Annotated in this window: 25 protein-coding genes; 8 read left to right on the top strand and 17 right to left on the bottom strand. The window is 44.2% G+C overall.

Features of this window, described 5'->3' with window-relative positions; translation table 11 throughout:
- Nucleotides 1-5: 5 nt before the first annotated feature.
- The 8 genes from Q8O20_RS03900 to Q8O20_RS03865 form a co-directional block, all read right to left on the bottom strand.
- Nucleotides 6-800 carry an ABC transporter permease gene (locus Q8O20_RS03900; RefSeq protein ID WP_305530064.1) on the bottom strand — a complete coding sequence of 265 codons (795 nt, stop codon included), beginning with the start codon at nt 798-800 and terminating at the stop codon, nt 6-8.
- Entirely contained in the window at nt 800-2647 is a 1848-nt protein-coding gene (flgK, locus tag Q8O20_RS03895; protein ID WP_305530063.1) for a flagellar hook-associated protein FlgK, read from the bottom strand. The genes Q8O20_RS03900 and flgK overlap by 1 nt, the downstream gene beginning before the upstream one ends.
- Before the next feature lies 1 nt (nt 2648).
- Complete coding sequence (locus Q8O20_RS03890) at nt 2649-3080, bottom strand: hypothetical protein (protein ID WP_304742053.1); 432 nt, start codon at nt 3078-3080, stop codon at nt 2649-2651.
- 14 nt (nt 3081-3094) lie between these two features.
- On the bottom strand, nt 3095-3301 hold the full coding sequence (locus Q8O20_RS03885) for a flagellar biosynthesis anti-sigma factor FlgM (RefSeq protein WP_304742051.1): 207 nt from the start codon (nt 3299-3301) through the stop codon (nt 3095-3097).
- Between the two features lie 67 nt (nt 3302-3368).
- Nucleotides 3369-3662: a rod-binding protein gene (locus Q8O20_RS03880; RefSeq protein ID WP_305530062.1), complete on the bottom strand. Its 294-nt coding sequence runs from the start codon at nt 3660-3662 to the stop codon at nt 3369-3371.
- Complete coding sequence (locus Q8O20_RS03875) at nt 3662-4708, bottom strand: flagellar basal body P-ring protein FlgI (protein WP_305530061.1); 1047 nt, start codon at nt 4706-4708, stop codon at nt 3662-3664. Before Q8O20_RS03875 ends, Q8O20_RS03880 begins: the two co-directional genes overlap by 1 nt.
- Before the next feature lie 50 nt (nt 4709-4758).
- Entirely contained in the window at nt 4759-5346 is a 588-nt protein-coding gene (gene rsmD / locus Q8O20_RS03870; RefSeq protein ID WP_305530060.1) for a 16S rRNA (guanine(966)-N(2))-methyltransferase RsmD, read from the bottom strand.
- Complete coding sequence (locus tag Q8O20_RS03865) at nt 5336-5716, bottom strand: hypothetical protein (RefSeq protein WP_304738337.1); 381 nt, start codon at nt 5714-5716, stop codon at nt 5336-5338. The genes rsmD and Q8O20_RS03865 overlap by 11 nt, the downstream gene beginning before the upstream one ends.
- Nucleotides 5717-5834: 118 nt before the next feature.
- Here Q8O20_RS03865 and Q8O20_RS03860 point away from each other — a divergent pair, with 118 nt between their 5' ends.
- The 8 genes from Q8O20_RS03860 to Q8O20_RS03825 all read left to right on the top strand — a co-directional run bounded on the left by Q8O20_RS03860 (nt 5835) and on the right by Q8O20_RS03825 (nt 13409).
- Nucleotides 5835-7559: an ATP-binding protein gene (locus tag Q8O20_RS03860; protein ID WP_305530059.1), complete on the top strand. Its 1725-nt coding sequence runs from the start codon at nt 5835-5837 to the stop codon at nt 7557-7559.
- Nucleotides 7560-7624: 65 nt separating this feature from the next.
- Nucleotides 7625-8332 (top strand): response regulator transcription factor, encoded by a 708-nt coding sequence (locus tag Q8O20_RS03855; protein WP_305530058.1) that lies wholly within the window; start codon nt 7625-7627, stop codon nt 8330-8332.
- A 115-nt stretch (nt 8333-8447) separates the two neighbouring features.
- The gene (locus Q8O20_RS03850; protein ID WP_305530057.1) at nt 8448-8828 is read left to right on the top strand and encodes a PAS domain-containing protein; all 381 of its coding nucleotides are present in this window, start codon (nt 8448-8450) and stop codon (nt 8826-8828) included.
- A gap of 18 nt (nt 8829-8846) precedes the next feature.
- Entirely contained in the window at nt 8847-9956 is a 1110-nt protein-coding gene (locus Q8O20_RS03845; protein ID WP_305530056.1) for a methyl-accepting chemotaxis protein, read from the top strand.
- 150 nt (nt 9957-10106) lie between these two features.
- A complete protein-coding gene (locus Q8O20_RS03840; RefSeq protein WP_305530055.1) occupies nt 10107-12221 on the top strand; it encodes a ribonucleoside triphosphate reductase in 2115 nt (704 codons plus the stop codon).
- Complete coding sequence (nrdD, locus tag Q8O20_RS03835) at nt 12218-12394, top strand: anaerobic ribonucleoside-triphosphate reductase (protein ID WP_305530054.1); 177 nt, start codon at nt 12218-12220, stop codon at nt 12392-12394. Before Q8O20_RS03840 ends, nrdD begins: the two co-directional genes overlap by 4 nt.
- On the top strand, nt 12360-13043 hold the full coding sequence (locus tag Q8O20_RS03830) for an anaerobic ribonucleoside-triphosphate reductase activating protein (protein ID WP_305530053.1): 684 nt from the start codon (nt 12360-12362) through the stop codon (nt 13041-13043). The genes nrdD and Q8O20_RS03830 overlap by 35 nt, the downstream gene beginning before the upstream one ends.
- Before the next feature lie 66 nt (nt 13044-13109).
- The gene (locus tag Q8O20_RS03825) at nt 13110-13409 is read left to right on the top strand and encodes a c-type cytochrome (protein ID WP_304738313.1); all 300 of its coding nucleotides are present in this window, start codon (nt 13110-13112) and stop codon (nt 13407-13409) included.
- Nucleotides 13410-13440: 31 nt separating this feature from the next.
- Here the strand turns inward: Q8O20_RS03825 and Q8O20_RS03820 are convergent, their stop codons facing one another.
- The 9 genes from Q8O20_RS03820 to Q8O20_RS03780 all read right to left on the bottom strand — a co-directional run bounded on the left by Q8O20_RS03820 (nt 13441) and on the right by Q8O20_RS03780 (nt 21929).
- On the bottom strand, nt 13441-13791 hold the full coding sequence (locus Q8O20_RS03820) for a chaperone NapD (protein ID WP_304738310.1): 351 nt from the start codon (nt 13789-13791) through the stop codon (nt 13441-13443).
- Nucleotides 13788-14729 carry a WD40 repeat domain-containing protein gene (locus tag Q8O20_RS03815; protein ID WP_305530052.1) on the bottom strand — a complete coding sequence of 314 codons (942 nt, stop codon included), beginning with the start codon at nt 14727-14729 and terminating at the stop codon, nt 13788-13790. The genes Q8O20_RS03820 and Q8O20_RS03815 overlap by 4 nt, the downstream gene beginning before the upstream one ends.
- Nucleotides 14726-15205 carry a 4Fe-4S binding protein gene (locus tag Q8O20_RS03810; protein ID WP_305530051.1) on the bottom strand — a complete coding sequence of 160 codons (480 nt, stop codon included), beginning with the start codon at nt 15203-15205 and terminating at the stop codon, nt 14726-14728. Before Q8O20_RS03810 ends, Q8O20_RS03815 begins: the two co-directional genes overlap by 4 nt.
- A 2-nt stretch (nt 15206-15207) precedes the next feature.
- Nucleotides 15208-15816, bottom strand: coding sequence for a nitrate reductase cytochrome c-type subunit (locus tag Q8O20_RS03805; RefSeq protein ID WP_305530050.1), 609 nt, complete (start codon nt 15814-15816; stop codon nt 15208-15210).
- Nucleotides 15813-16628, bottom strand: a complete 816-nt coding sequence (gene napH, locus Q8O20_RS03800) for a quinol dehydrogenase ferredoxin subunit NapH (RefSeq protein ID WP_305530049.1) — start codon at nt 16626-16628, stop codon at nt 15813-15815. The genes Q8O20_RS03805 and napH overlap by 4 nt, the downstream gene beginning before the upstream one ends.
- Nucleotides 16628-17425 (bottom strand): ferredoxin-type protein NapG, encoded by a 798-nt coding sequence (gene napG, locus Q8O20_RS03795; protein ID WP_305530048.1) that lies wholly within the window; start codon nt 17423-17425, stop codon nt 16628-16630. The genes napH and napG overlap by 1 nt, the downstream gene beginning before the upstream one ends.
- A gap of 5 nt (nt 17426-17430) precedes the next feature.
- Nucleotides 17431-20220 carry a nitrate reductase catalytic subunit NapA gene (napA, locus tag Q8O20_RS03790; RefSeq protein ID WP_304738291.1) on the bottom strand — a complete coding sequence of 930 codons (2790 nt, stop codon included), beginning with the start codon at nt 20218-20220 and terminating at the stop codon, nt 17431-17433.
- 159 nt (nt 20221-20379) lie between these two features.
- The gene (locus Q8O20_RS03785) at nt 20380-21276 is read right to left on the bottom strand and encodes a type IV pili methyl-accepting chemotaxis transducer N-terminal domain-containing protein (protein ID WP_304738288.1); all 897 of its coding nucleotides are present in this window, start codon (nt 21274-21276) and stop codon (nt 20380-20382) included.
- Nucleotides 21276-21929 (bottom strand): Crp/Fnr family transcriptional regulator, encoded by a 654-nt coding sequence (locus Q8O20_RS03780; protein ID WP_305530047.1) that lies wholly within the window; start codon nt 21927-21929, stop codon nt 21276-21278. Before Q8O20_RS03780 ends, Q8O20_RS03785 begins: the two co-directional genes overlap by 1 nt.
- Nucleotides 21930-21934: the final 5 nt, after the last annotated feature.

The following is a 21934-nucleotide window of genomic DNA, read 5'->3' as shown; positions in this document are numbered from 1 at the left end:
TTCCCCTATCGCATCTCTTTTTGATTCAGTCGTCCTTGCAAAGCATTCGATATATTCATCAGAGAAAAAGTGACGATAAAGATTAAAAGCCCCGGGAAAAAACTCACCCACCACGCTATGTCAATCACCTCTTTACCGCCGCTGAGAATACTTCCCCAGCTCATTTGCGGCGCTACAATTCCAAGACCCAAAAACGAGAGTCCTGATTCTGCCAAAATCGCCCCACCAACTCCAAACGTAAAACTAACCAGCACAATCGGAGCTAAAAGCGGTGCATAATATTTAAAAATAATCTTCAGTGGATGCACCTTTGCGATATGTAATATACGGATATAAGGCTTCGAAGCGATCGCAAAACTCTCGGAACGGATCAGCCGTGCCGTCCCCATCCATCCCGTAATAGAGATAATCAGCACTAATACCCAAATCGATGCATTGACGTAACTGACCAGTGTTAAAAGCAAAAAGAGGGTTGGAAAGGTCAAAAAGAGATCGACTACTACAATAAAAAGTTTGTCATATCCGCCACGCAATAATGCGGCACTTACCCCATAAAGCAATCCGACGAGAGTAGAAATAAGAGCACTTGCAAAGCCGATCAACAGCGATACCTGTCCCCCCTCCATCAACCGCACCAACAAATCACGCCCTAAACGGTCTGTGCCGAACCAATGACTGAGAGAAGGCTCAGCTAAAATAGCTTTAGAATCTAAAAGGAGCGGATCGAGAGTATAAAAAAACGGTCCGAAAAAAGAGAAGAAAATCACCCCGACCAGCGCGGCAATACTAAAAAAAGGCATTATGCCTTGATACCTAAAAGGGTCGTCATCATTTGATCGATCGTCGTGATAACTTTGGCGGCGGCACCGTAGGATGTTTGATAGCGGATCAGATTGGCCAACTCTTCATCAATACTCACTTTACTGACCGAATCGTATTCCTGCTTAATAGAATTGTATTGCGCCGTAAGTGAATCATTCGCTAATATGGCTGAATTCGTTCTTGTTCCGACTTTGGTGACTAAGGTATCAAAATAGCCGTATATCGTGTCTGTTGTTTTAGCGAATCCATTCCCGAAGGTAACGGACGAGAACTGCAATTCGACCATAGCCAATGCAGTTTGATTATCCCCGTTTGCAGGAGATTTAAACCCTTTTATTTTACTCGTATCCTCTTTTAACTCACGGTTTAGGGCAATACTTTTCGCATCCGATCCGTCTAAAAAGCGATTAAGGCCCGTTACTCCGGCGAAGTTGGTTCCTTTATCTTCAATCGCAAAGGTATACCCTTGCTCAAGTAATGATGCTTTTAAATCGATCTGAAATACTTTTTGATTTGTGTTAAACGTCGCCAGTAACATATCATCAATGTCATTCAGCGCATTGCCGTCTTGATTATCATCTTGTGAATTGTTGATCTGCCCGGTAATACTGTTCAACGTCATAGGGGAATCATCGATAAGTGTCCCCTCATCGATATTTATAGTACGTCGGCCGACCGCATTTCCGTCTATATCATACACTACGATGTCAAATGTACCCGATGCAAAATTTTCGTCGGTACTCATCAAAGATTGATTATTTGAAAAACTGAGAGGATTAGAGACCATTGACGTCGTCGCACTCTGCGCATAGACGTTATTCGTAGCTTCTATCAACCCTTTTGCAAAGGCATCGAGGTTGTTTATGGTCTCTTGTAAAAATCCGTCTTCGAATTCTCCGTTTGTCCCGATGGTTGAGCCTCTTAATTCCAAGAGAGCGCCGATTTTTCCTCCGGTGATACGATCGGCATAGGGAATTTTAACTCCGTCTTGACGCTCATAATACAGATCATTATAGCCGTTCGGATTCGATTCGCTATCCATTCCAATCGGGTGAAATGAACCACCGTCAACGATATTGAAACCGCCGATTTGTATCGTGTAGCTTCCTTGTTTAAGTGCAATATTACTGTCAATAACGTTATTCGTTTCTACTTGACCTACCAACACTTTCGCATTAACAAGCTTTGTCAACGTTATTTCAAGTTGATTACGCTGATCTCGCAAATCGTTGGCATTATTAGCTCCGCCGGCTTCAGCTTTATTAATCTCTATATTTATTTTTGAAATCTCTTTGGCAATTCGGTTGACTTCATCAACGTTGACTTTAACCTGATCATTCAAAGAACTTTGCAAACCCGATACTTGCGCACGTGTCTCTTGAACATGCTGAGCCATCGTTTGCGCTTGCTGTGCCAATGCTACTTTAAGTGCCGTATTACTAGGGTTGTTGGCAAGAGATTGCCACATATCAAAATAGTTTTGCAAATCATTTTTTATACCGACATCATCGATTTCGGGAAAATAGGTTGAAAGCTCTTCAAGATTTTTTTTCAGAATATCGGAATTTTCTTTGTTTTGAGTTGCATTGGATAACCGTCCAAAGACAAATTCATCAAATACGCGCACTATTTCGGTAATCTGAGTTCCGCCGCCCCGTTGTCCCGGGTCCACACTCAGCGGTTTTGCCGCAGCGGTAACAACACGCTGACGAGAATACCCTTCGGTTTCGGCATTAGCAATGTTATGACCGGTCGTATCGATACCGATTTGTGCTGCGTTTAAACCGCTGTAACCGATGTGCAAAGCGTTAAAAATTGATGCCATATTATGCTCGTATTTCCAAAAATGAGGCTTCCGAGGTCGCCACTTTTTGATATCCCTGCATTTGCGTCGGAACCAAACGCTCTAACAGAGTATTGTAAAATGATCCTACACTCAAAACCATTTTTGCGTATTGCTGGTTGACTTCACGTAAAAGAGAGAGGTGTTCTTTAAGGGAATCGAGTTGTTGATGTTGTTCATTATCTAAAAGTTCAGAGAGAGGACGTGCTGGATGTTGCGTCATCAGTTTTGAGATTTCACGATCGATCATCGCTTTTTTCTGTTCAAAGCTTTTTATCTTTTCCTCTTTGATTGACAAACGGTCAAACTGAGGATTGTGCTTTGCCTCTTTGATATCATTGATATCATCTCGCGATAAAGATATGAGCGTCTCAAGATCTTTGATAGCACTCTGTAACTGATAAGACAACATCATAAACTCCTATACGGTTAGGTCAGCTCTTGCGCAATTCGCTTGGCTAACGCTTCGATATCGACACGGTATTCCCCTTTTTCGATAGAAGCTTTTAGCTCTTCGATTCGGCTTGTGTCACCTTGTTTGGTAATAGATTGCATGGATTTCTCCTGCTCTTTGGTTTTTAATGCCGGTTCTTGATATGTCGCTTTAAGCAACGACCCGTTCACACTTGAGATCATGGTGAATCCTTGTTATCCGTTTATGATATGTACTTACCATATCGGCAAAAACCATTATTAATTTAGTCTATTTCTCTGTTTTTTCACCCTTTTGACTAAGGTGTTCAAAAAGCATTTGAGAAAACCCGAATCCCCCTGCACTCGCGTTGGATAACTCTTCACGATACATTGATTTAAAAATCTTGTCTCCCGGATCGTTGGAGCTGGTAAAAACATTTTTTTCGTCTTTCATCGCTTCATCGAGCATCATTTTCACAATAATCGCTTCAAACTGATCGGTTTTCTCCCGAAGCACTTTATCACCCTCTTTGGTTCCGATGGTAGGAATCGCTCTTTGGTGCTGTACGCTCGTGATATCCATTAGATGATCTCCAAATCAACCGAGATAGCTCCGGCACTTTTCATCGCTTGCAGAATCGAAATCATCTCTTTGGGACTTGCACCCAGCTTTTGGAGAGATCGTGCTATGTTGGCAACCGTCGTCGTCCCTTTTTCGGTGTAGACTTCATTTTCATTCAATCCGATTACAAGACTTTTGTCCATAGCTACACTACCTGCAGGTTTGGAGACATTGTTTTGAGAAAGAATTTTGACGGTGATGTCCCCTTGTGTTATGACCACCGGTTTGACCTCGACATCGATACCGGCAACGATCGTCCCCGTCCGTTCATTGATAATGATCTTTTGTTCTTGTGCGTAATCGATATCGAGACTTTGCACCTCGGCTAAAAACTCCACCATTGATCTGTTTTTAGGAAGCTGTAGCATAATCGTTCTTGAATCAACTGCGGAAGCGATGTTATCGCGATACTTTGCATTAATAGCCTTTTGGATCGCGACGGAGTTGGCAAAATTAGATGCTTTTAGTGAAAGGGTCGCATTTTGCTGATGAGAGAGGTCTTGGTTAATTTCACGCTCTACCAAACCACCGCCGTAAACCATTCCGACCGTCGGGTGAGACTCGGCACCGGCACCTTTTTCATTTTTACCGCCGATACTGATCGAACCTTGCGCAAGCGCATAGATTTTGCCGTCAACCCCTTTGAGAGGAGTCATTAACAATGTCCCCCCCTCAAGCGATTTCGCATCTCCGATGGAAGAGACGGTAACGTCAAACGCATCCCCTTGGCGTGCGAAGGGGGCAAATTTTGCCGTAACAACGACAGCGGCAACGTTTTTGGATTTGATATCAACCGGATTCATATCGATATTCATCGCTTTAAGCATGTTCGCGATCGATTGGAGGGTAAATTTTGAGGTCGTACCGTCACCCGTCTTCTTCAAACCGACAACGAGAGAGTAACCGATAATTTGGTTATCACGAACGCCGACGATGTTAGCGACTTCGCTGATACGTGCCGCTTCGGAGAGGGTTAACAAACAAAAAAGTAATACGAAAATTCTCATGCCCATCCTTTTATTCCAAAGGATAAAGCAAAGGCTATTCCAAAAATGGCTTAGGCGTAATACGTGAGTGAAGTTTTCCCGAAACGTTTGGATTTGAGGCGGTTAAAATGACCGATGGCATCGGGCAATTCGAGGGTACTCATGTGCTCGATAATAATCAAAGTCGCCATTTCAAGAGGAAGAGAGGCGATCATATCAATCGTTTTATCGTAAATCTCTTCCATCCCCTCGCGGATTGAAAAAGGGGGATCAACGTAGATAAAAGCACTCTCGCCCAACGAGGCAAGACGCTTTTTTACGTGAGCCATGTTACTAAAACTATCCCCTTCGACAATTTCGCAAGCCGATGGATCGGTTTGGGCGATATTCTCACGGAGCGTTCGTATCGCATCACGGTCTTTTTCCATAAAAATAATTTTTTTGGCTCCGCGACTGAGTGCTTCAAGCCCGATGGAACCGCTTCCGCTGAACACTTCTACTAAAACAGCATCGATAATATCAAACTGTAACGTATTGAAAAACGACTCCAAGACAATCCCCTTCGAGCTGCGTGTCGTCTCTTTGGAGGGGAGTTTGAGCGTTTTGCCTTTGTATTTTCCGGCAATAATTTTTTTGGTAATAGTTGGATTATTTTTCATAAAATGCCCGTATCGCTTTTAAAATGTTCTCTTTGTACTCCCGCGTCAGTTTATCAATATGACGCTCCAGAATATCAAAGCTCACCCCCTCTTCACTGGAGGGGAATGTCTCCTCTTCAATCGCGACGGGGGCATATTTTTCAGATTCGAATTTTTGATTCAATGCATGGAGCAATTGTGCTTTTGAAAACGGTTTAATCAGATCGGAAGATTCCCCTACCCCGACAACGAAGGTGGGATACTGATCATCATGGATATTTTTGTCACGGATCAGAATATCGCACTGGCGAAGTGAGCTCAGATGCCCTTCTAAAAAAAGTTCCAAGGAACGTTGCAGTAATGGAGAATCACACTGAATAGCTACTTTCACGCCGTTTGCCTTGTACAAAATATTCGATTATTATATAAAGGTATTTTAGCACACTCCTCTCTTGAATTGCGTTAAAATGGTGCCGAATAAAACTTATACTACTATAAAGTTATACACAATGAACCTTTTTTACAAAAAGAGCCGATTAAATTTTGTTTGGACTAATCTATGGGTCGGAATAGCGCTCTCAATATTGGTATTAGGATCAGGAATATGGGTTATTCACAGCGATATTCAATCTCGAGCACTGGAGAGGCTAAAACAGCAGCATACGATAAATCAGTCCCGTATAAATGAATTTCAGCAAACGCAATCTCAAATTCTTAGATCCCTTTCTGAACATATTGACCCCTCTTTATTCTATCATTTTCTCAAAGCCGACACGCACATTATGCAAATACGGTTTATCGATTTAAAGGGGGATGAGAAGATACGATTCGATCGTCTTCGTGATGGGAGTATCCGTCAAACCTCGGCTGATAAACTCCAAAACAAAGCGGATCGCTACTATTTTAAACAATTTGCCGTACTCTCAGAAAACGTCGTTGACTTTTCCGAGTTGGATCTTAACATGGAACACGGCAAGCTTGATACGCCGTTTAACCCTACTCTGCGTGCTGGAATAGCCGTATATGAAAACGGCGTAAAAATTGGAATCATCGTTATCAACTACTATATGCAAGAGTGGATACAACACCTCAAAAGCAACAACGACTCGACTTTTTTTCTCATTGATCAAGACGGCTATTTTTTAATTCATCCCGAACCGACTTGGTCATGGTCAAAATACCGATCTCCCGCTAAAAGCGCCGTTGAGTATTTCCAGCTCTCAGAATCGCATTTTTCTCTCCTTAACGAAAGTGAGTATCGGTGGATCAACGCTGATACCGTTGCCTTCTCCCTCGATCTGAACGGTCAAAAACTTTTAGCCCTTTATCAGCCGAAAGTATCTCCCAATGATATTTTGATCCGCAGACTTGTCCAATTCGGATTGATTATCCTTTTATCACTGCTCCTCATAGTTGTTCCGCTCGTAGGTATGATTCGGTTCAATCTTCATCGTTTCGAAGAAGAGAGGACAAAAAACAAGATTATGCTTACCCATCAGTCTAAACTTGAAGCGATGGGAGATATGCTCGGAGCGATCGCCCATCAATGGCGACAGCCGCTTAACTCGATAGGGCTGATTATGCAAGATTTAGTGAGTGCATTCAACCACAGCGAACTCAATAAAGAGTATTTAAAAACTTCTGAGAAAGGGGTCATGGAGCAGCTGCAATTCATGTCTCAGACGATCGATGCCTTTCGGAACTTTTTTGTCGATGAAAAAAAAGAAGAGCTGTGTAATTTAGTCGAAATCGTCACTGAGATTCGAACACTTTACCTAACGCAGCTTACGACACATGGAATTACGCTGGAAACGGTATGCGCGAAGGGAAATGAACTATTGCATCCATGCCAAGACGAATCAGTGCCGGAGCGATTTAATCTGAGCAGTCATCCTGCCCTCATTAAACAAATTCTCCTCAATCTTATTACCAATGCCAAAGAGGCACTGGATCACTCGCTCAAACGTCGCTCCGCGGATTGCACTATCACCCTCACCCTTTTTGCCTACGATGACACGCTTCGTATCGATGTCAGCGACAGTGCAGGAGGGATCAATGCCCTTACCGCCAAACGGATATTTGAACCCTATTACACTACAAAAGAGATGGGGACGGGGTTGGGACTTACCATTGCCCATACCCTTGCAAAACGACATTTAAAAGGGGATCTTATTCTCCAGCCCCACACAAAAAAAGGGATATCCACTTTTACCCTTACACTTCCCCGTTTTTAATGTTTCTATCAGAAAACAAATGGTTATAATAGATGAGACATCAGCTGTAAAAGGGAAACAATAGAGTGGAAACGTATGATCTTTTTAAAAAATATTCTATTTTAATCGCCGAAGACGATCCCATCGCATTAAATTCTCTCGTCAATATTTTAAAACGCTATTTTAAAAATGTCATTACCGCAACGAACGGCTATGAAGCGTATGACAACGCATTATCTCAAAAAGTCGATATCATCCTCACCGATATGCGTATGCCCTATCAAGACGGTGCTGATTTTATCGAACAACTGAGAGAATTTGATCTTAATGTACCGGTCATATTTATGTCAGCACATACGGATTCAAAAACCCTTCTTAGAGTTATTCCGTTAAACATTACCGATTATTTGGTCAAACCGATCCAAATCGAAAAAGTTCTAAGTCTATGCCATGTACTGCTCAAGAAAAAAGCGGCCCTCTCCGAGGAACAGCATACGGCAAAACATCTCTATCAACTCAACAACGGTGTTCACGTTGATTTAACCCATAAGGTAGTCAGCCATGAGGGTACAATGCTGTTATTGACGAAAAAAGAGTTTGAATTGCTCTCTTTGCTGATTAAAAATAGACACTCGGTTCTAAGTAAGACCCAGATCGAGTACCTATTATGGAGTGGGGAGGTTATTTCCGAGAGCAGTGTTAAAACTCTTGTCAAAAAATTGCGTTCTAAAATCGGTGAAGACGCCATAGAAACCGTTAAAAATTTGGGGTATAAAATCTCCCTTCTAAGCTAAGTCTATCTTCTGAGCATAAAATAACCAAAAAATAACCCTGCCAAGCTACTATACAAGCAATTAGTTATGCGAATATCTGAAATTAGATGATTCAACACTGTAATAAGGGGCAAAAGTGGAATACACACTCAACGATACCGATTTTTTGGTATCACAAACCGATTCAAAAGGGAAAATTATTTTTGCCAATGAGGATTTTTGCAAGATAGCGGGATATACCCTTGAGGAGCTTATCGGCCAGCCTCATAATATCGTCCGCCACCGTGATATGCCCCATGCTGCCTTTAAAGATTTATGGGACACCGTGAAAGCGGGCAAAGTATGGAAAGGGTATGTCAAAAATGCCACCAAAAACGGCGGTTTTTACTGGGTATTTGCCACTGTCTATCCGAATATCGAATGCGGAGAAGGACAAGGGGGCTATATGTCATGTCGACGAAAAGCTTCACCTGCTGAGATCAAAGCGGCAGAAGAACTCTATAAAACAATGCGATAACCAAAGGGCAAAGCAACCATGAACAACACGACAAAAATAATTATTTTATCGGTATTAGGGATTTTAGGTTTGGTTCTGACCATCACGATCAGCTCGGTTTGGATGACATCGGGAGTGATCGTCCTCCTTATGGGAACGGCGATAGCCCTCAGCACTGCTTCGAGTTCGGGGTCTGATACATTCACTCAGCACTTAATCGATTTCCAAGAGCTGATCCAGTTTAAACGCAATCAGCTAAAAGATATCCCTGCGGAAGCGAACAGTATCGAAGAAAAACTAAACCGTCTTGCACAAACGCATGAGGGTATTTTGGAACAGGATATCAAAGTAGCCGGAGAGATGGTTCTCCTCGCCGATAAAGTAAGTCGCGGACACTTTATGTGCCGTGTCGCCAGTGATTCCAAATCCCCACACATCCATCTGCTTCGTAAAACGATGAATGCGATGCTCGATTCGACCGAAAAAAATCTCGATCAAGCGATCAAAGTTCTAGAGTCGTTGAGTGAAGGAAAGTTTTCTACCCGTGCCAATGTCACCGTCGAGGGAAAAATGGCGCAAATGCTTGAGAAAATCAATGCTTTGGGTGTGGCACTGCAATCGATGGAGCAGGAAAACAACGACGCTAAAGCGGTACTCAACAACAATACCCAACAGCTTAAAAATACGATTGAAAGCCTCCGTTCAAAAGAGTTTGTCGAACTCAACGGGATGATCAACACCACCGTAGAGCGGATTCAAAGAGTAGCAAATAAAGAGCATGAACTCTCCGACAATCTCCAAACCCTTGCCGGCAATGCCCAAGAGACCAAACAGATTTTGACCACCATCGGGGATATCGCCGATCAGACCAATCTTCTTGCACTCAATGCGGCAATCGAAGCGGCACGTGCAGGTGAACACGGACGCGGTTTTGCCGTAGTTGCCGATGAAGTGCGCAAACTCGCCGAACGTACCCAAAAAAGTCTCGCTGAAACGGCCGCTACGATTAACATCCTGATCCAAGCGATCAACGACAACAGCGACTCTCTCAACAAAAATATGGATGAGATGATGGATCTGACAACCTATGTCGGGAGTGTCGATGACAAAATGGAAGAGCTTCTTCAATCGATGGATCGATTGCAATAACTACAATACTAAGCTTTTTCCGAGAATTCGTCACTCTCGGATCCCTCTCTTCTTCGATAAATTGATTCAGGTCAAAGACTTCTCTTGCGTAATGCATTACAATCACTTTTATAAATAAAGATCCCCCTACCATCATCCGGAGATACACTAATGCAGACGATTCAACGCGTTATCAAACGAGACGGCTCTGCAGAGCCTTTTTACCCTTTTAAGATCGAAGATGCTATTCGCAAAGCCTTTCAAAGTGTCCATGCATCCCCGGATGAGAGTGTTATTGAAACCATTTTAAATCGCGTCCTGCTCGAACATATTTTTGAAGTCGAAGCAATTCAAGACCTTATCGAACGCTCTTTATTCGATGCGCACTATTTTGAGGTGATGAAATCGTTTGTAACCTACCGCTTTCTACACAAAATGCAGCGCGAACATATTTTGGGGCTGGGAGAAGACACGACGTATATCAACAGCACCCAAAGCGTCGAAGAGTATATTCACAAGTCCGATTGGCGGGTCAATGCCAATGCCAATACCGGCTATTCCAATGCAGGACTGGTGAACAACCTCGCGGGAAAAGTGATCGCCAATTTCTGGCTTGACAAAGTCTATTCTCCTCATGAGGGTGCCGCCCACCGAAACGGCGATATCCACATCCACGATCTCGATTGCCTCACGGGCTACTGCGCAGGATGGAGTCTAAGAGCCCTCTTGAATGAAGGGTTTAACGGAGTACGCGGACGGGTAGAGAGCGCTCCGCCTCGCCATTTACGCGAAGCACTGGGACAAATGGCCAATTTTTTAGGAATATTGCAATCGGAATGGGCAGGTGCGCAAGCATTCAGTTCGTTTGATACCTATCTCGCCCCTTATGTATTTATCGATGCCCTCCCCTATAAAGAGGTGAAAAAAGCGATACGGGGATTTGTCTATAATCTCAACGTCCCCGCACGCTGGGGGCAATCGCCGTTTACAAATGTGACGATTGACTGGGTGGTTCCCGAAGATTTAAAAGAGCAGTTTCCAACCTACCGTGACCACCATCTTTTTGAAGAGATTAGTGAAACGGCACATCATCAACGCAAACTTTATGAGCGGGGCAAACGGGTACTTAAAGAGCTCACCTACGGTGACTTTCAAACGGAAATGAATATCATCAATCGCGCATTTTATGAGGTAATGACCGAAGGAGACAGCGGCGGACAGCCCTTTACCTTTCCGATCCCTACCGTCAATATCACCGAGGATTTCGACTGGTATGGAGAGAACACCGATGTTCTGTTTGAAAATACGGCTAAAATCGGTTCCAGCTATTTTCAAAATTTTATCGGCAGCCAATATATCCGCAATGAATCAGGCGATCTGATAGAAAATCCCCATGCGTACAAACCCGGTGCGGTACGAAGCATGTGTTGCAGACTTCAACTCGATTTACGCGAATTGCTCAAACGGGGGAACGGACTTTTCGGAAGCGCGGAGATGACGGGAAGTATCGGTGTCGTGACGATCAATATGGCCCGATTGGGATACCTTTATAAAAATGATTATAAGGGGTTGATGAGCGCCTTGGACACATTGCTCGATATTGCGTATTCGACCTTGGAGAAAAAGCGTCTTTTTGTACAAGATATGTTTGATCGGGGGCTTTACCCTTATACCGCCCGTTACCTCAAAGGATTTCGAAACCATTTTTCGACCATCGGAGTGAACGGACTCAATGAAATGATTCGCAACTTTAGCGAAAATGATCAAGATATTTCATTGCCGTACGGGATAGAGATGGCACAAAATATCCTTGATCATTTACGGGAACGGATGCGCGAATTTCAAGAATTAAGCGGCAATCTCTACAACCTTGAAGCAACGCCGGCAGAGGGGACGACGTATCGCTTCGCCAAAGAAGACAAAAAACGCTACCCCGATATATTGCAAGCGGGTGAGGGGGAAAATATTTATTACACAAACAGTTCTCAACTCCCCGTCGATTATACCGATGACCCTTTCGAAGCACTGACGCTCCAAGATGAGCTTCAATGCCGTTATACGGGGGGAACCGTGCTCCATTTGTATATGAATGAGCGGCTGAGTTCAGGCGAAGCGTGCCGGGCTATGGTGAAAAATGTCATCACCAATTTCCGTCTCCCCTACATCACCGTAACCCCGACATTTTCAATTTGTCCGCACCATGGCTATTTGAGCGGAGAATATGAATTTTGTCCGAAATGCGATGAGCAAATAGTGAGTCAACACCAACACAAGGAAAACGTATGAAGTCCCATGATATTTTAGAAGTAAGCAAGAGCTTGCGTACACGTTGCATGGTCTATACCCGTGTGATGGGATACCACCGCCCGGTAGAGAGTTTTAATCTCGGTAAAAAAGGGGAGCATAAAGAGCGAACCTGCTTTCATGAATCCTCTAAACGTCATGTTGCCGCTTTATGATATCACCCGCTTTACCCTTCTAGACTACCCCGATATCCCTGCCGCCATTTTTTGGTTTGCGGGATGCAACCTGCGATGCACCTACTGTTATAACCCCGATATTGTTTTCGGCCAAGGAAAACTGAGCGAAGAGGAAGCCCTGGCGTTTTTATCCTCACGGTGCGGATTGCTCGAGGGGGTAGTTCTAAGCGGCGGAGAGTGTACTCTCTACCCTAACCTGATCCCTTTTTGCCGCTCGATCAAAGCGCTTGGATTTAAAATAAAACTCGATACCAACGCCATGCGTCCCGATGTGATTCGTGCGCTAATTCGTGAGAATCTGATCGATTACGCCGCATTGGATTACAAAGCACCCGCATCCAAAATGACCGATATCTGCGGCGGCGGAAGTGAAAAACGGTTTTGGGAGAGCTTTGATATCCTCCGCCAAAGCTCACTCGCGTATGAAGTACGCACAACATGGCATAGCGATTTACTGGAAGCAAAAGAGCTGATAGAGATGGCACAAAAGCTCAAAGCTTCCGGCTATGACGCCCCCTACTATGTGCAACCTTTTCGAAACGGAGTCGAAACCATAGGAGCGTTGGCCCCCATGCACCAACTGAGCGATTTATCGCTGCTGATTGATACCATTTGCATGAGAAATTGACTCAGGTCAAAGGGATGGATACCATAATATTTTATAATAATGTATTCTTTATACTAGGAGTTTACGATGAAAAAAAGTGTAATGGTATTGGCAGTATTGGTTGGATTAGGGTCAACAGCTTTTGCGGCGGAAGACGGTGCGGCGCTTTACAAAAAATGTTCTGTTTGTCATGGAATGCAGGGTGAAAAAGCGGCATTGGGTAAAAGCAAAATAATTAAAGATATGAGTTCGGCAGAAATCATCACTGCCCTCAAAGGATACAAAGACGGCAGTTACGGCGGAGTTTCGAAAGGGCTTATGAAAGGTCAAGTTGCATCTTTAAACGATGCTCAGATTACGGCTATCGCCGCACACATCTCCAAATAATACTCTCCCCCCGCAAGGGGTGATCCATCTTTTAAAAACGGTCTTTCAGATCGCCGTTGTATTTAATATCCCGTTTTGTCGCGTTTTCATCATTCAGCCATTGCGGTAAATCATTACCGACCGCTTCAAGTTTATCGCGTTCCGCATTGAGTTCATCTTCACTGTAGGCAAATGACATATCGGCTGAAATCACGTGTTCCATCTCTTGTATCTTTACCAGCTTTACAATCTCTTCTTCGACACCGCTCCCCTCGATAGTGACAATAATGCGCCCTTTTTCATCGTGAAAATGGTAATCGCAGAAATCGGACGATTTGAAAATTTCGACCACCTCATCGGTAAACTTTGGATTGGTTTGCACCACTATGCTTGAAATATTCACGGTATTCTCCAATAGTAAATTTTATTTTCTTCTCCGGAACCTATAAGGGTATGCTCATCCAAAAAGATCAGCGTATCATACAAGCTCTCTCCCCCTTTGAGCCGCCCGATTTTGTTTTGGGTTTCCAGCTCAAAGACTTGCAACTCATTTTCATCTCCGTCCGTATACACCCCGATTGAGGATGAGGGACTCAGCCCTACGGCGTAGACGAAGAAATTTGTTTCGATGAAATAACTCCCATGCGCCTTATACACCCCGACCCTTCGGTCATGTCCGCCGCTGATAATCGTATTGTTTTGGTATGCAAGTCGATTAATCGCATCGAGATTGATTCCGCTGAGCGTCTTAAGTACTTTGCCGCTTCGTGCCTCTATCTGAACGATTTCACCGCTCTCATCCCCTACGGCAACAAGAGAACGATTGGGACTCAGTGCCATATCTCCGAATACTCCGCCGCCTGCTTGAACTTCATAAAGTCGTTTTCTCGTCTTCACATCCATCAAAACGACGGCATCGCCGGAGAGTCCGAATAGAAGATGATTGGCGTCCACAAATCGGACTTTTTTGATCAACAATCCGCTCGCGTTGCCGATTACCTTCACCAGTCTATTCTCACGCCACAGATAGACGTTACGAAACGATTCGCCGCTCTCAGAGACCATTACGGTTGACCCCGCAAAATGATCCACCGAATAGATTTTCGGTACAAATATTTTTCCGGAACTGCTATGGACGCTCGGAAGAGATATTGAGGAGAGTTTACGCCGTGAAGAGAGATCAAACACATTGACGACACCGGTATCGGTAGAGGCATAGATTTTCCCCTCCCGAACCACCATGTCACTAATCAATCCGTCGGTTTTTAGAATTGCTGCAGGAGGTGTTACCGTTGCAACCGCTTGAACTATAAAAAGGAAAAAGAGAGATAAAAATTTCACGCTACCACCTCTATTGCTCCACTGGGGCATACACCGATACAATAGCCGCAACCGGTACATCTTTCGGGAAGAATTATAGGATTCAACATCCCTTTAAACACAATCGCATTTTCCAGACAGGGTTCTTTGCACGAAAAACAAATCGTCCCGTGATGTGACATGCAGTTCATCATCGTAATTTTTGCATGTCCTTGGATAAATTTCGTCGGATCGCTGAGTACTGTAGGGATACAGGCCTCCAAACATTTATGGCAATCACTGCATCCCGAGATTTTGAAATTCAAAAAAGGGATCCCTTGCGTATCACGATCAATAATCTTCTCTTCGCATGCGCTTACACACATGCCATTACAGGCAAGACATTCATTAAATGTCGTACCCTCCATCACGTAAGGGGGACGGACGATATACTGCGCTTCCTCTTTAAAGAGAGAGGCAATGGCACCGAAAAAACCCCGACGTGCTTCGTGTTCCATCTTTACAAACCGTTTCCGACTTTGACACCGATGTCGAGTTCATCAAGAAGATACGATTTGTTTTTATGCTTTTGCCCTTTTTTATCGGTATAGGCAGGTTTAAAGGTATTCGCCACTTTTAAATCCCCTTTTGTCTGCGGAGCGTGACATGCTGAACAGTTATAACGACCTTGCCACAGCTGCCCTTTCAAATCTTTCTTAATGATTTGCTCATCGCTTTCTGCTTTGAGGTTATCATCATCATCGACCGATACCGCCGGTCTAAAACTGGTAAAGTGACTCTTAGGGATCGGAGTCGCCCCCATATCTTTGGCGATCTCAGGCATATGACACCCGAGACATGAGTTATTGTTTTTGTCGATTTCCCCCAAATCATCGATATCGTGGGGGATCATAGGGGGTGCATTGGTATACGCACGGTCAAACAGTTTCGATGTCCCCGGAGCCTCTTTATTGTAGTTGGTACCGTTAGGGAGTGCCGTATCTTCGGTATAAATATCGACTTTACGTAATCCCAATTGTGTTTCATCCACCTCTGTATTAACAGCATAGAGACTGCTAATGATCAGTGACGCAGCGACTAAGCTGCCGATTAGTAGTTTAGCTTTCATTCCTCATCCTTTGGTTGTTTTGTAAAACTTCGAATAGAAAATCGCAGAGCATCTTCTTGGCAGACATCTACACATCTGCCGCAATTGGTACACTCGCCCATAAGTACACTCTCACTGCTGCGGTTGATCATATGAAGCACCTCTTTTTCAGGGCACACCGTAATACAACTGCGGCAATCAGTACATTTTGCTGCATCGTGCCAAACACGAATTAAAGAAAATTTCCCGATAAGCGAATGGGTAGCCCCAAGGGGACACACATACCCGCACCATCCGTTTTCATGCACCAGCAAATCAAATAAAAAGATTACGGCCAGTGCGCCGCCACCCATACCCATACCGAAGATAAGACCTCGATGCGCCATCGAAATAGGGCTAATAAGTTCGAATACCGCCACACCCATAAGGGCGGAGAGGATTAAACTCAGACCCAGAATCCAATAGCGCAAAGAACGATTCATATAAAATCGCTTTTGCACTTCGGAAAATTTCAAAACTCGACGTAACCATGCCGCAGTGTCGGTAATCATATTGATAGGACAAACCCAGCTGCAAAAAGCACGCCCCCCGATAACCCCGTAAAACAGAGTCACAATTAACGCACCCAGTAATATATCTATCCCCAGACTTGCACCCGTAACGGCTATTTGCATCACGGCATAAGGATCACTCAGGGGAACAACACCCAGCACCGATGAGCTGCTTAAGTTACCTTGAAGCACTTTCCATCCCCATATATTGGCTCCTACATAAAGAACCAAAAGGGATATTTGCGTTAATCGACGAAGGAGTAAGTAGCGATAGTTTTTCATTACAAGCCCCCTTCATCATTCAGTGAATCGAGCGCGCTCTTTTCACTTATTTTTGTTTTGGTCACCTCGATAGAGGCACCCTCTAACCGTTTTTCATCCTCTTTATCCCATCCTTTGATGTAGTGGTCTCCCACTTTCCCCATGGCCAACGCTCTAGGGAGAATATGAATCGCGGCAATCTGGGTAACACAAGCATGTTCGCACAGCCCGCATCCCGTACACTGATCCGGATGAACAACGGGTTTTAAAAAGGCATGCTTCCCGGTACGGTCGTTCTTGGAGTGTTCGATCGTAATCGCCTCTCCTAAAAGCGGACAGGCACGATAGCACGCATCACACTGAATCCCCCATGTTGCGATACATGAGTTCTCATCGACAACCGCCAAACCCATATGTGCTTTGTTGATGTCCAAAACGGCTTTGTTTTTTACATAGCTGGTAACGGAGAGCTCATTGAGCGCACCGCTCGGACATACAGGAACACAGGGAATATCGGTACACATGTAACACGGAACACTTCTTGGCGTAAAATAAGGAGTCCCCATCGGAAGATTGTCTCCCGGGCGTGCCAAAATAAGAGTATCGTAAGGACACGCTTCCACGCACAAACCGCATTTGATACAGTTTTTAATAAATTCCGCTTCATCCAATGCCCCAGGAGGACGCAAAACGAGAGGCGCCGCTTTCACTTCACCCACATAAGCGCTCCAGACCAAAGCCCCCATCGCACTAAGCCCAATCCCTCTAGCGATAGAGAGGAGAAAACGGCGACGTTCATTAGGAGTTTCAGTTTTCATCGTCGTTACGCTTTATAAATTTTGACTGCACATTTTTTATGGTCGATCTGTTTGGAAATCGGGCACGTATGATCCAAACACACTTTATTGATAAATACTTTTTCATCAAACCACGGGACAAATACGAGTCCACGAGGAGGTCGGTTACGGCCGCGTGTTTCAACATGCGCTTTTACTTTGCCTCGACGCGATTCTACCCACACCATTTCACCCCGTTTGACACCGCGCTTTTCAGCATCGGAAGGGTGCATATAACACAACGCCTCAGGAACAGCGCGATAAAGTTCAGGAACACGCATCGTCATCGTTCCGCTGTGCCAATGCTCAAGTACACGACCCGTACATAACCAGATGTCATAGTTTTTATCCGGTACTTCGGTCGGCTCCATATACGGACGGAAGAAGATTTTGGCTTTGTTATCCAAATTCACTTTCGCACTGTTTGTAACCCCTTGCAGATTTCCGGTTGGAATATCCTTGAACGCATGACCGTAAAACGCAAAGGCACCGTTAGCGGCTTTTTTCGCATACGGATCGTATTTCGCGTTGTAACGCCAGAAGGTCTCTTTACCATCCACTACCGGCCATTTCAGACCGCGGACACGGTGGTACGTATCGAAATCGGCATAATCGTGCCCATGCCCGTCACCGAATTTACGATACTCTTCCCACAGATATTTTTGAATAAAGAATCCATACCCTTTGAACACTTTACCGTCACTCCCGACGACATTACGTTTATCGCCCTCAACTTCAGAGTTTTGATACCCTTTTCCTACCGGATCAGGCCATTTGAACGCTTTTGCACGATTATTGGCGAAGAGCACTTCATACAGTGTTGTGCTCTCTTTGTATCCCATCGCTTTGGCTTTATCCATCACGTCAGGCAAGCCGCCATCAAGACCCGGAATTTTTTGTGCTCCCCATACCTCTTTGATCGTAAAGCGTTTGGAGAGTTCAACAAACTGCCAGGTATCGGACATCGCATCCCCCATTGGAGTGACTTGTTGTCTCCAATGCTGCGTGCGGCGTTCCGCATTACCGTAGGCTCCCCACTTCTCATACATCATGGCACTCGGTAAAATCAAATCGGATACTTTTGCCGAAATTCCCGGATAGCCGTCGGAAGTAACAATGAAATTGTCCATCGTGCGCGCCGCTTTAATCCAGTGATCCGCATTTCCCGTATCCTGATACGGATTACAGACGCTGACCCATGCAAATTTTACTTTACCGTCTTCGAGATCACGGTGGATTTGTGTAAAGTGCGATCCCGCTTTTGGATTAATGGTGCCATCGGGAATCGTCCAAATACCCTCTGCCATTTTTCGGTGTGCCGGGTTCATAACGACCATATCCGCAGGAAGACGGTGAGCAAAAGTTCCTACTTCACGCGCCGTTCCGCACGCAGATGGCTGACCTGTAAGGGAGAATGCTCCATTGCCCGGTTTTGCTTGTTTTCCAAGGAGGAAGTGAACCATATAGGCTTGTTCATTAACCCATGTTCCGCGCGTATGCTGATTGAATCCCATCGTCCAGAACGTCAAACATTTACGTTTTTTCTCGATATAGAGATCGGCCATTTTTTGAAGTTTTGCTTTGTAATCGGCAAGACTTTCATCCGCATCCCCTTTCGAAACTTTGGCGACGTAATCGAGAGTGTACGGTGCAAGCCCTTTTTTAAACTCTTCAAAGGTGATTTTCCAATGTTTGTTCGCATCACCGGTGTTTTTCATCTCCAGCGTATCGCCCTCTTTGTAACCCAAATACCCTAAACTAACCCCCTCATCGGCGGTGAGTACTTTGGATTTTTGTTTCGCTGCCGTATCGAGCTCTTTTTTACCGTATTTCGGATGATTGATATCTTCTCGAAGACCGTATCCGATATCTACAGGACCCGTTGCAAAGACGATATTTTTATCCAAAAATTCTTTGTCCATCGCTTCGGGATGATTGTAGACAATTTCACGTGCGATGTAATTCCAGATTGCCAAGTCGGTATTCGGCTTAAAAATGATTTCAACATCGGCAAGGTCCATTGTGCGGTGTTTGTAGGTTGAAAGAACGACTACCTGTACTTTATCGGGATTGCTGAGTTTACGATCACTGACACGTGACCAAAGAATAGGATGCATCTCCGCCATGTTTGAGCCGAATGCGACGATTGTTTCGGCGAGTTCAATATCCTCATAACAGCCTGATGGCTCATCCGCTCCAAATACGTTCATGAATCCCGTAACGGCAGAAGCCATACAAAGGCGGGCATTCGGATCGATGTTATTAGTACGGAAACCCGCTTTCATCAATTTGAGTGCGGCATGCCCTTCCATCGCCGTTTGCTGACCGGAGCTGAACATCGCGATACCGGTCGGCCCTTTCTCTTTGAGAGCTGATTTGATGTGTATTTCCATCTCATCAAACGCACGCTGCCAGCTGATCGGTTTAAATTTACCCTTCTTATCAAACTCACCTTTATCATTCATACGCAACAACGGCTGCGTGAGACGATCGGCACCGTACATGATCTTGGCGTTAAAGTACCCTTTGATACAGTTAAGCCCGCGATTGACCGGAGCCAACGGGTCCCCTTTGACCGCGACGATGCGGTCATCTTTGGTTGCCATCATAATTCCGCATCCCGTTCCGCAAAAGCGGCATGCTGCTTTATCCCAACGCCATCCGGCTTGCCCTTGGAGCGCTGCCGCTTCTACCTTGGCAGGAACTGCCATTCCTATTGCTGTTGCGGCGGATGCCGCAGCGGCACTTTTTAAAAATTCTCTTCTATCCAATGACATAAAAGCCTCCTTAGTGGAATCACTGTTATCCATAGTTATTTATGAACAACTAACGTTACCTTGATGCTATGATATAACTCATGCACTTCAACCATTATAAAGATATTTAAAAGGAAAGATATTGACTTAGGTCAAGAAAAGTGAGCGGTGAAATGCCGATTAGGCATTTCGAATAGAATTAGCTTTTTCGAGGTTGTTTTTCAGTTTTTTAAGACGCATGGAGGTTTGATGCAACTCTTCGCTTACTTGGATCATCACATCTTCATTTTGCTCCAATATCGCTTCGGCTTCGGGAGTGGAGCCCACTAAAACCAACGTAGCGGCTTCACTTTTTTCTACGGCATCGGCAGCGCTTTGGAGTGCTTCTTCAACATTCCGTAAAAAATACTCAATATGGGAACACGCGACATCGAGTTCATTTCCCCGACACTCTAAATTTTTTACACCGCTTATCATTTGTGAATGATCCAAGAATTTGTCAAAATTTCGTTGGATTTCCAATGTCGTACGAGCCATATAAAGGATAATACCAAACGATATAAACGCTAAGAAAATCTGAATACGATGCGCCAACAGACGTTTTCCCATCATAGCATCTTCGTATTGGCTCACGGCCTTATCCATTAATGACAAGGTTTGATCTCCATTATCATAGATGGTTTTTAAATCAAACAGGTTGTGATCTCCCTGTAAATAGCGGTCGATCAATCCCCCCATTCGGTTCCAATGGGCATGCACTTCCATCATCGTTTTATCAATCTCATCATTTGAAAATCCGCGATAATCCGATGCTGCCATATTGAGTTGCTTGAAATTATTATCAAACTCGGCACGGGCACTTTCAAGACGCTCATACGCCCCCTCTTCATCTACCAGCAGACGATGAAGCTCCAGTACGGTACGCTGCGAGAGCATTCTTTGTTTTCCGGCGGTATTGATCACTTTCGCATCCAGTTTTTGGCTGGAGTTAAGCCAAATATCGACTAATATAATAGTGATAAGATTGATAGATAAAATAGCGACCATCCATCGAATTTTAGTGGATATCGATTGCATTATATAGCCTCCTTGAAGTAGTGGGATAAATCCTCTTTTTTTAATACGATTGTTTTCTGGTTTTCTTCAGAAATCAACCCTAAACGGATAAATTTTGCCAAAACACGTGAAAGTGTGGCGGGCTGAATATTCAGGCGGTAGGATATCTCCTGTTTTTTAAGACTGTTATAGAGGGGCAAATGATCATGGAGCATTTTAGCTACTTTGGCGGTAACGTCATACACCATCCCCATACTGATCATACAATCTACCATCTGCTTTTGATCGGCTAAAAGATTCACCAAATTGATGAGCAATTGATTCTCTTTTTGAACCACTTCTTTAAAAAGTTTTAAATCAAAAGAGATCACTTCACTCTGAACCATAAATTCTATATTACTAAAACAGCTGATACTATCGCATTTTAGCGAACCTATATTAGTTAATAACGTTTGATCGGATAAAGAATAGAGAAAAATTTCACTCTCGAATCGGTCTACTTTGTAAAACTTAGCCTCACCGTGTATTAAAAAATAGACTCGATTAAGATCATCTTCTTCATACACCAAAATTTCGGATGCCCCGTATAATTTATACTTAGCCGTATTATTTAATAGGATCAATGAGGCGGGGTCACTGTGATCAAAAAAATGGAGCCGCTCTGTTAACAGCATACCGC

Source organism: Sulfuricurvum sp., assembly GCF_030691015.1.
In the GTDB taxonomy this organism is placed as follows: Bacteria; Campylobacterota; Campylobacteria; order Campylobacterales; family Sulfurimonadaceae; genus Sulfuricurvum.
Note: the sequence above shows the minus strand (reverse complement) of the source record. Positions and strands in the feature narration are given on the sequence as shown.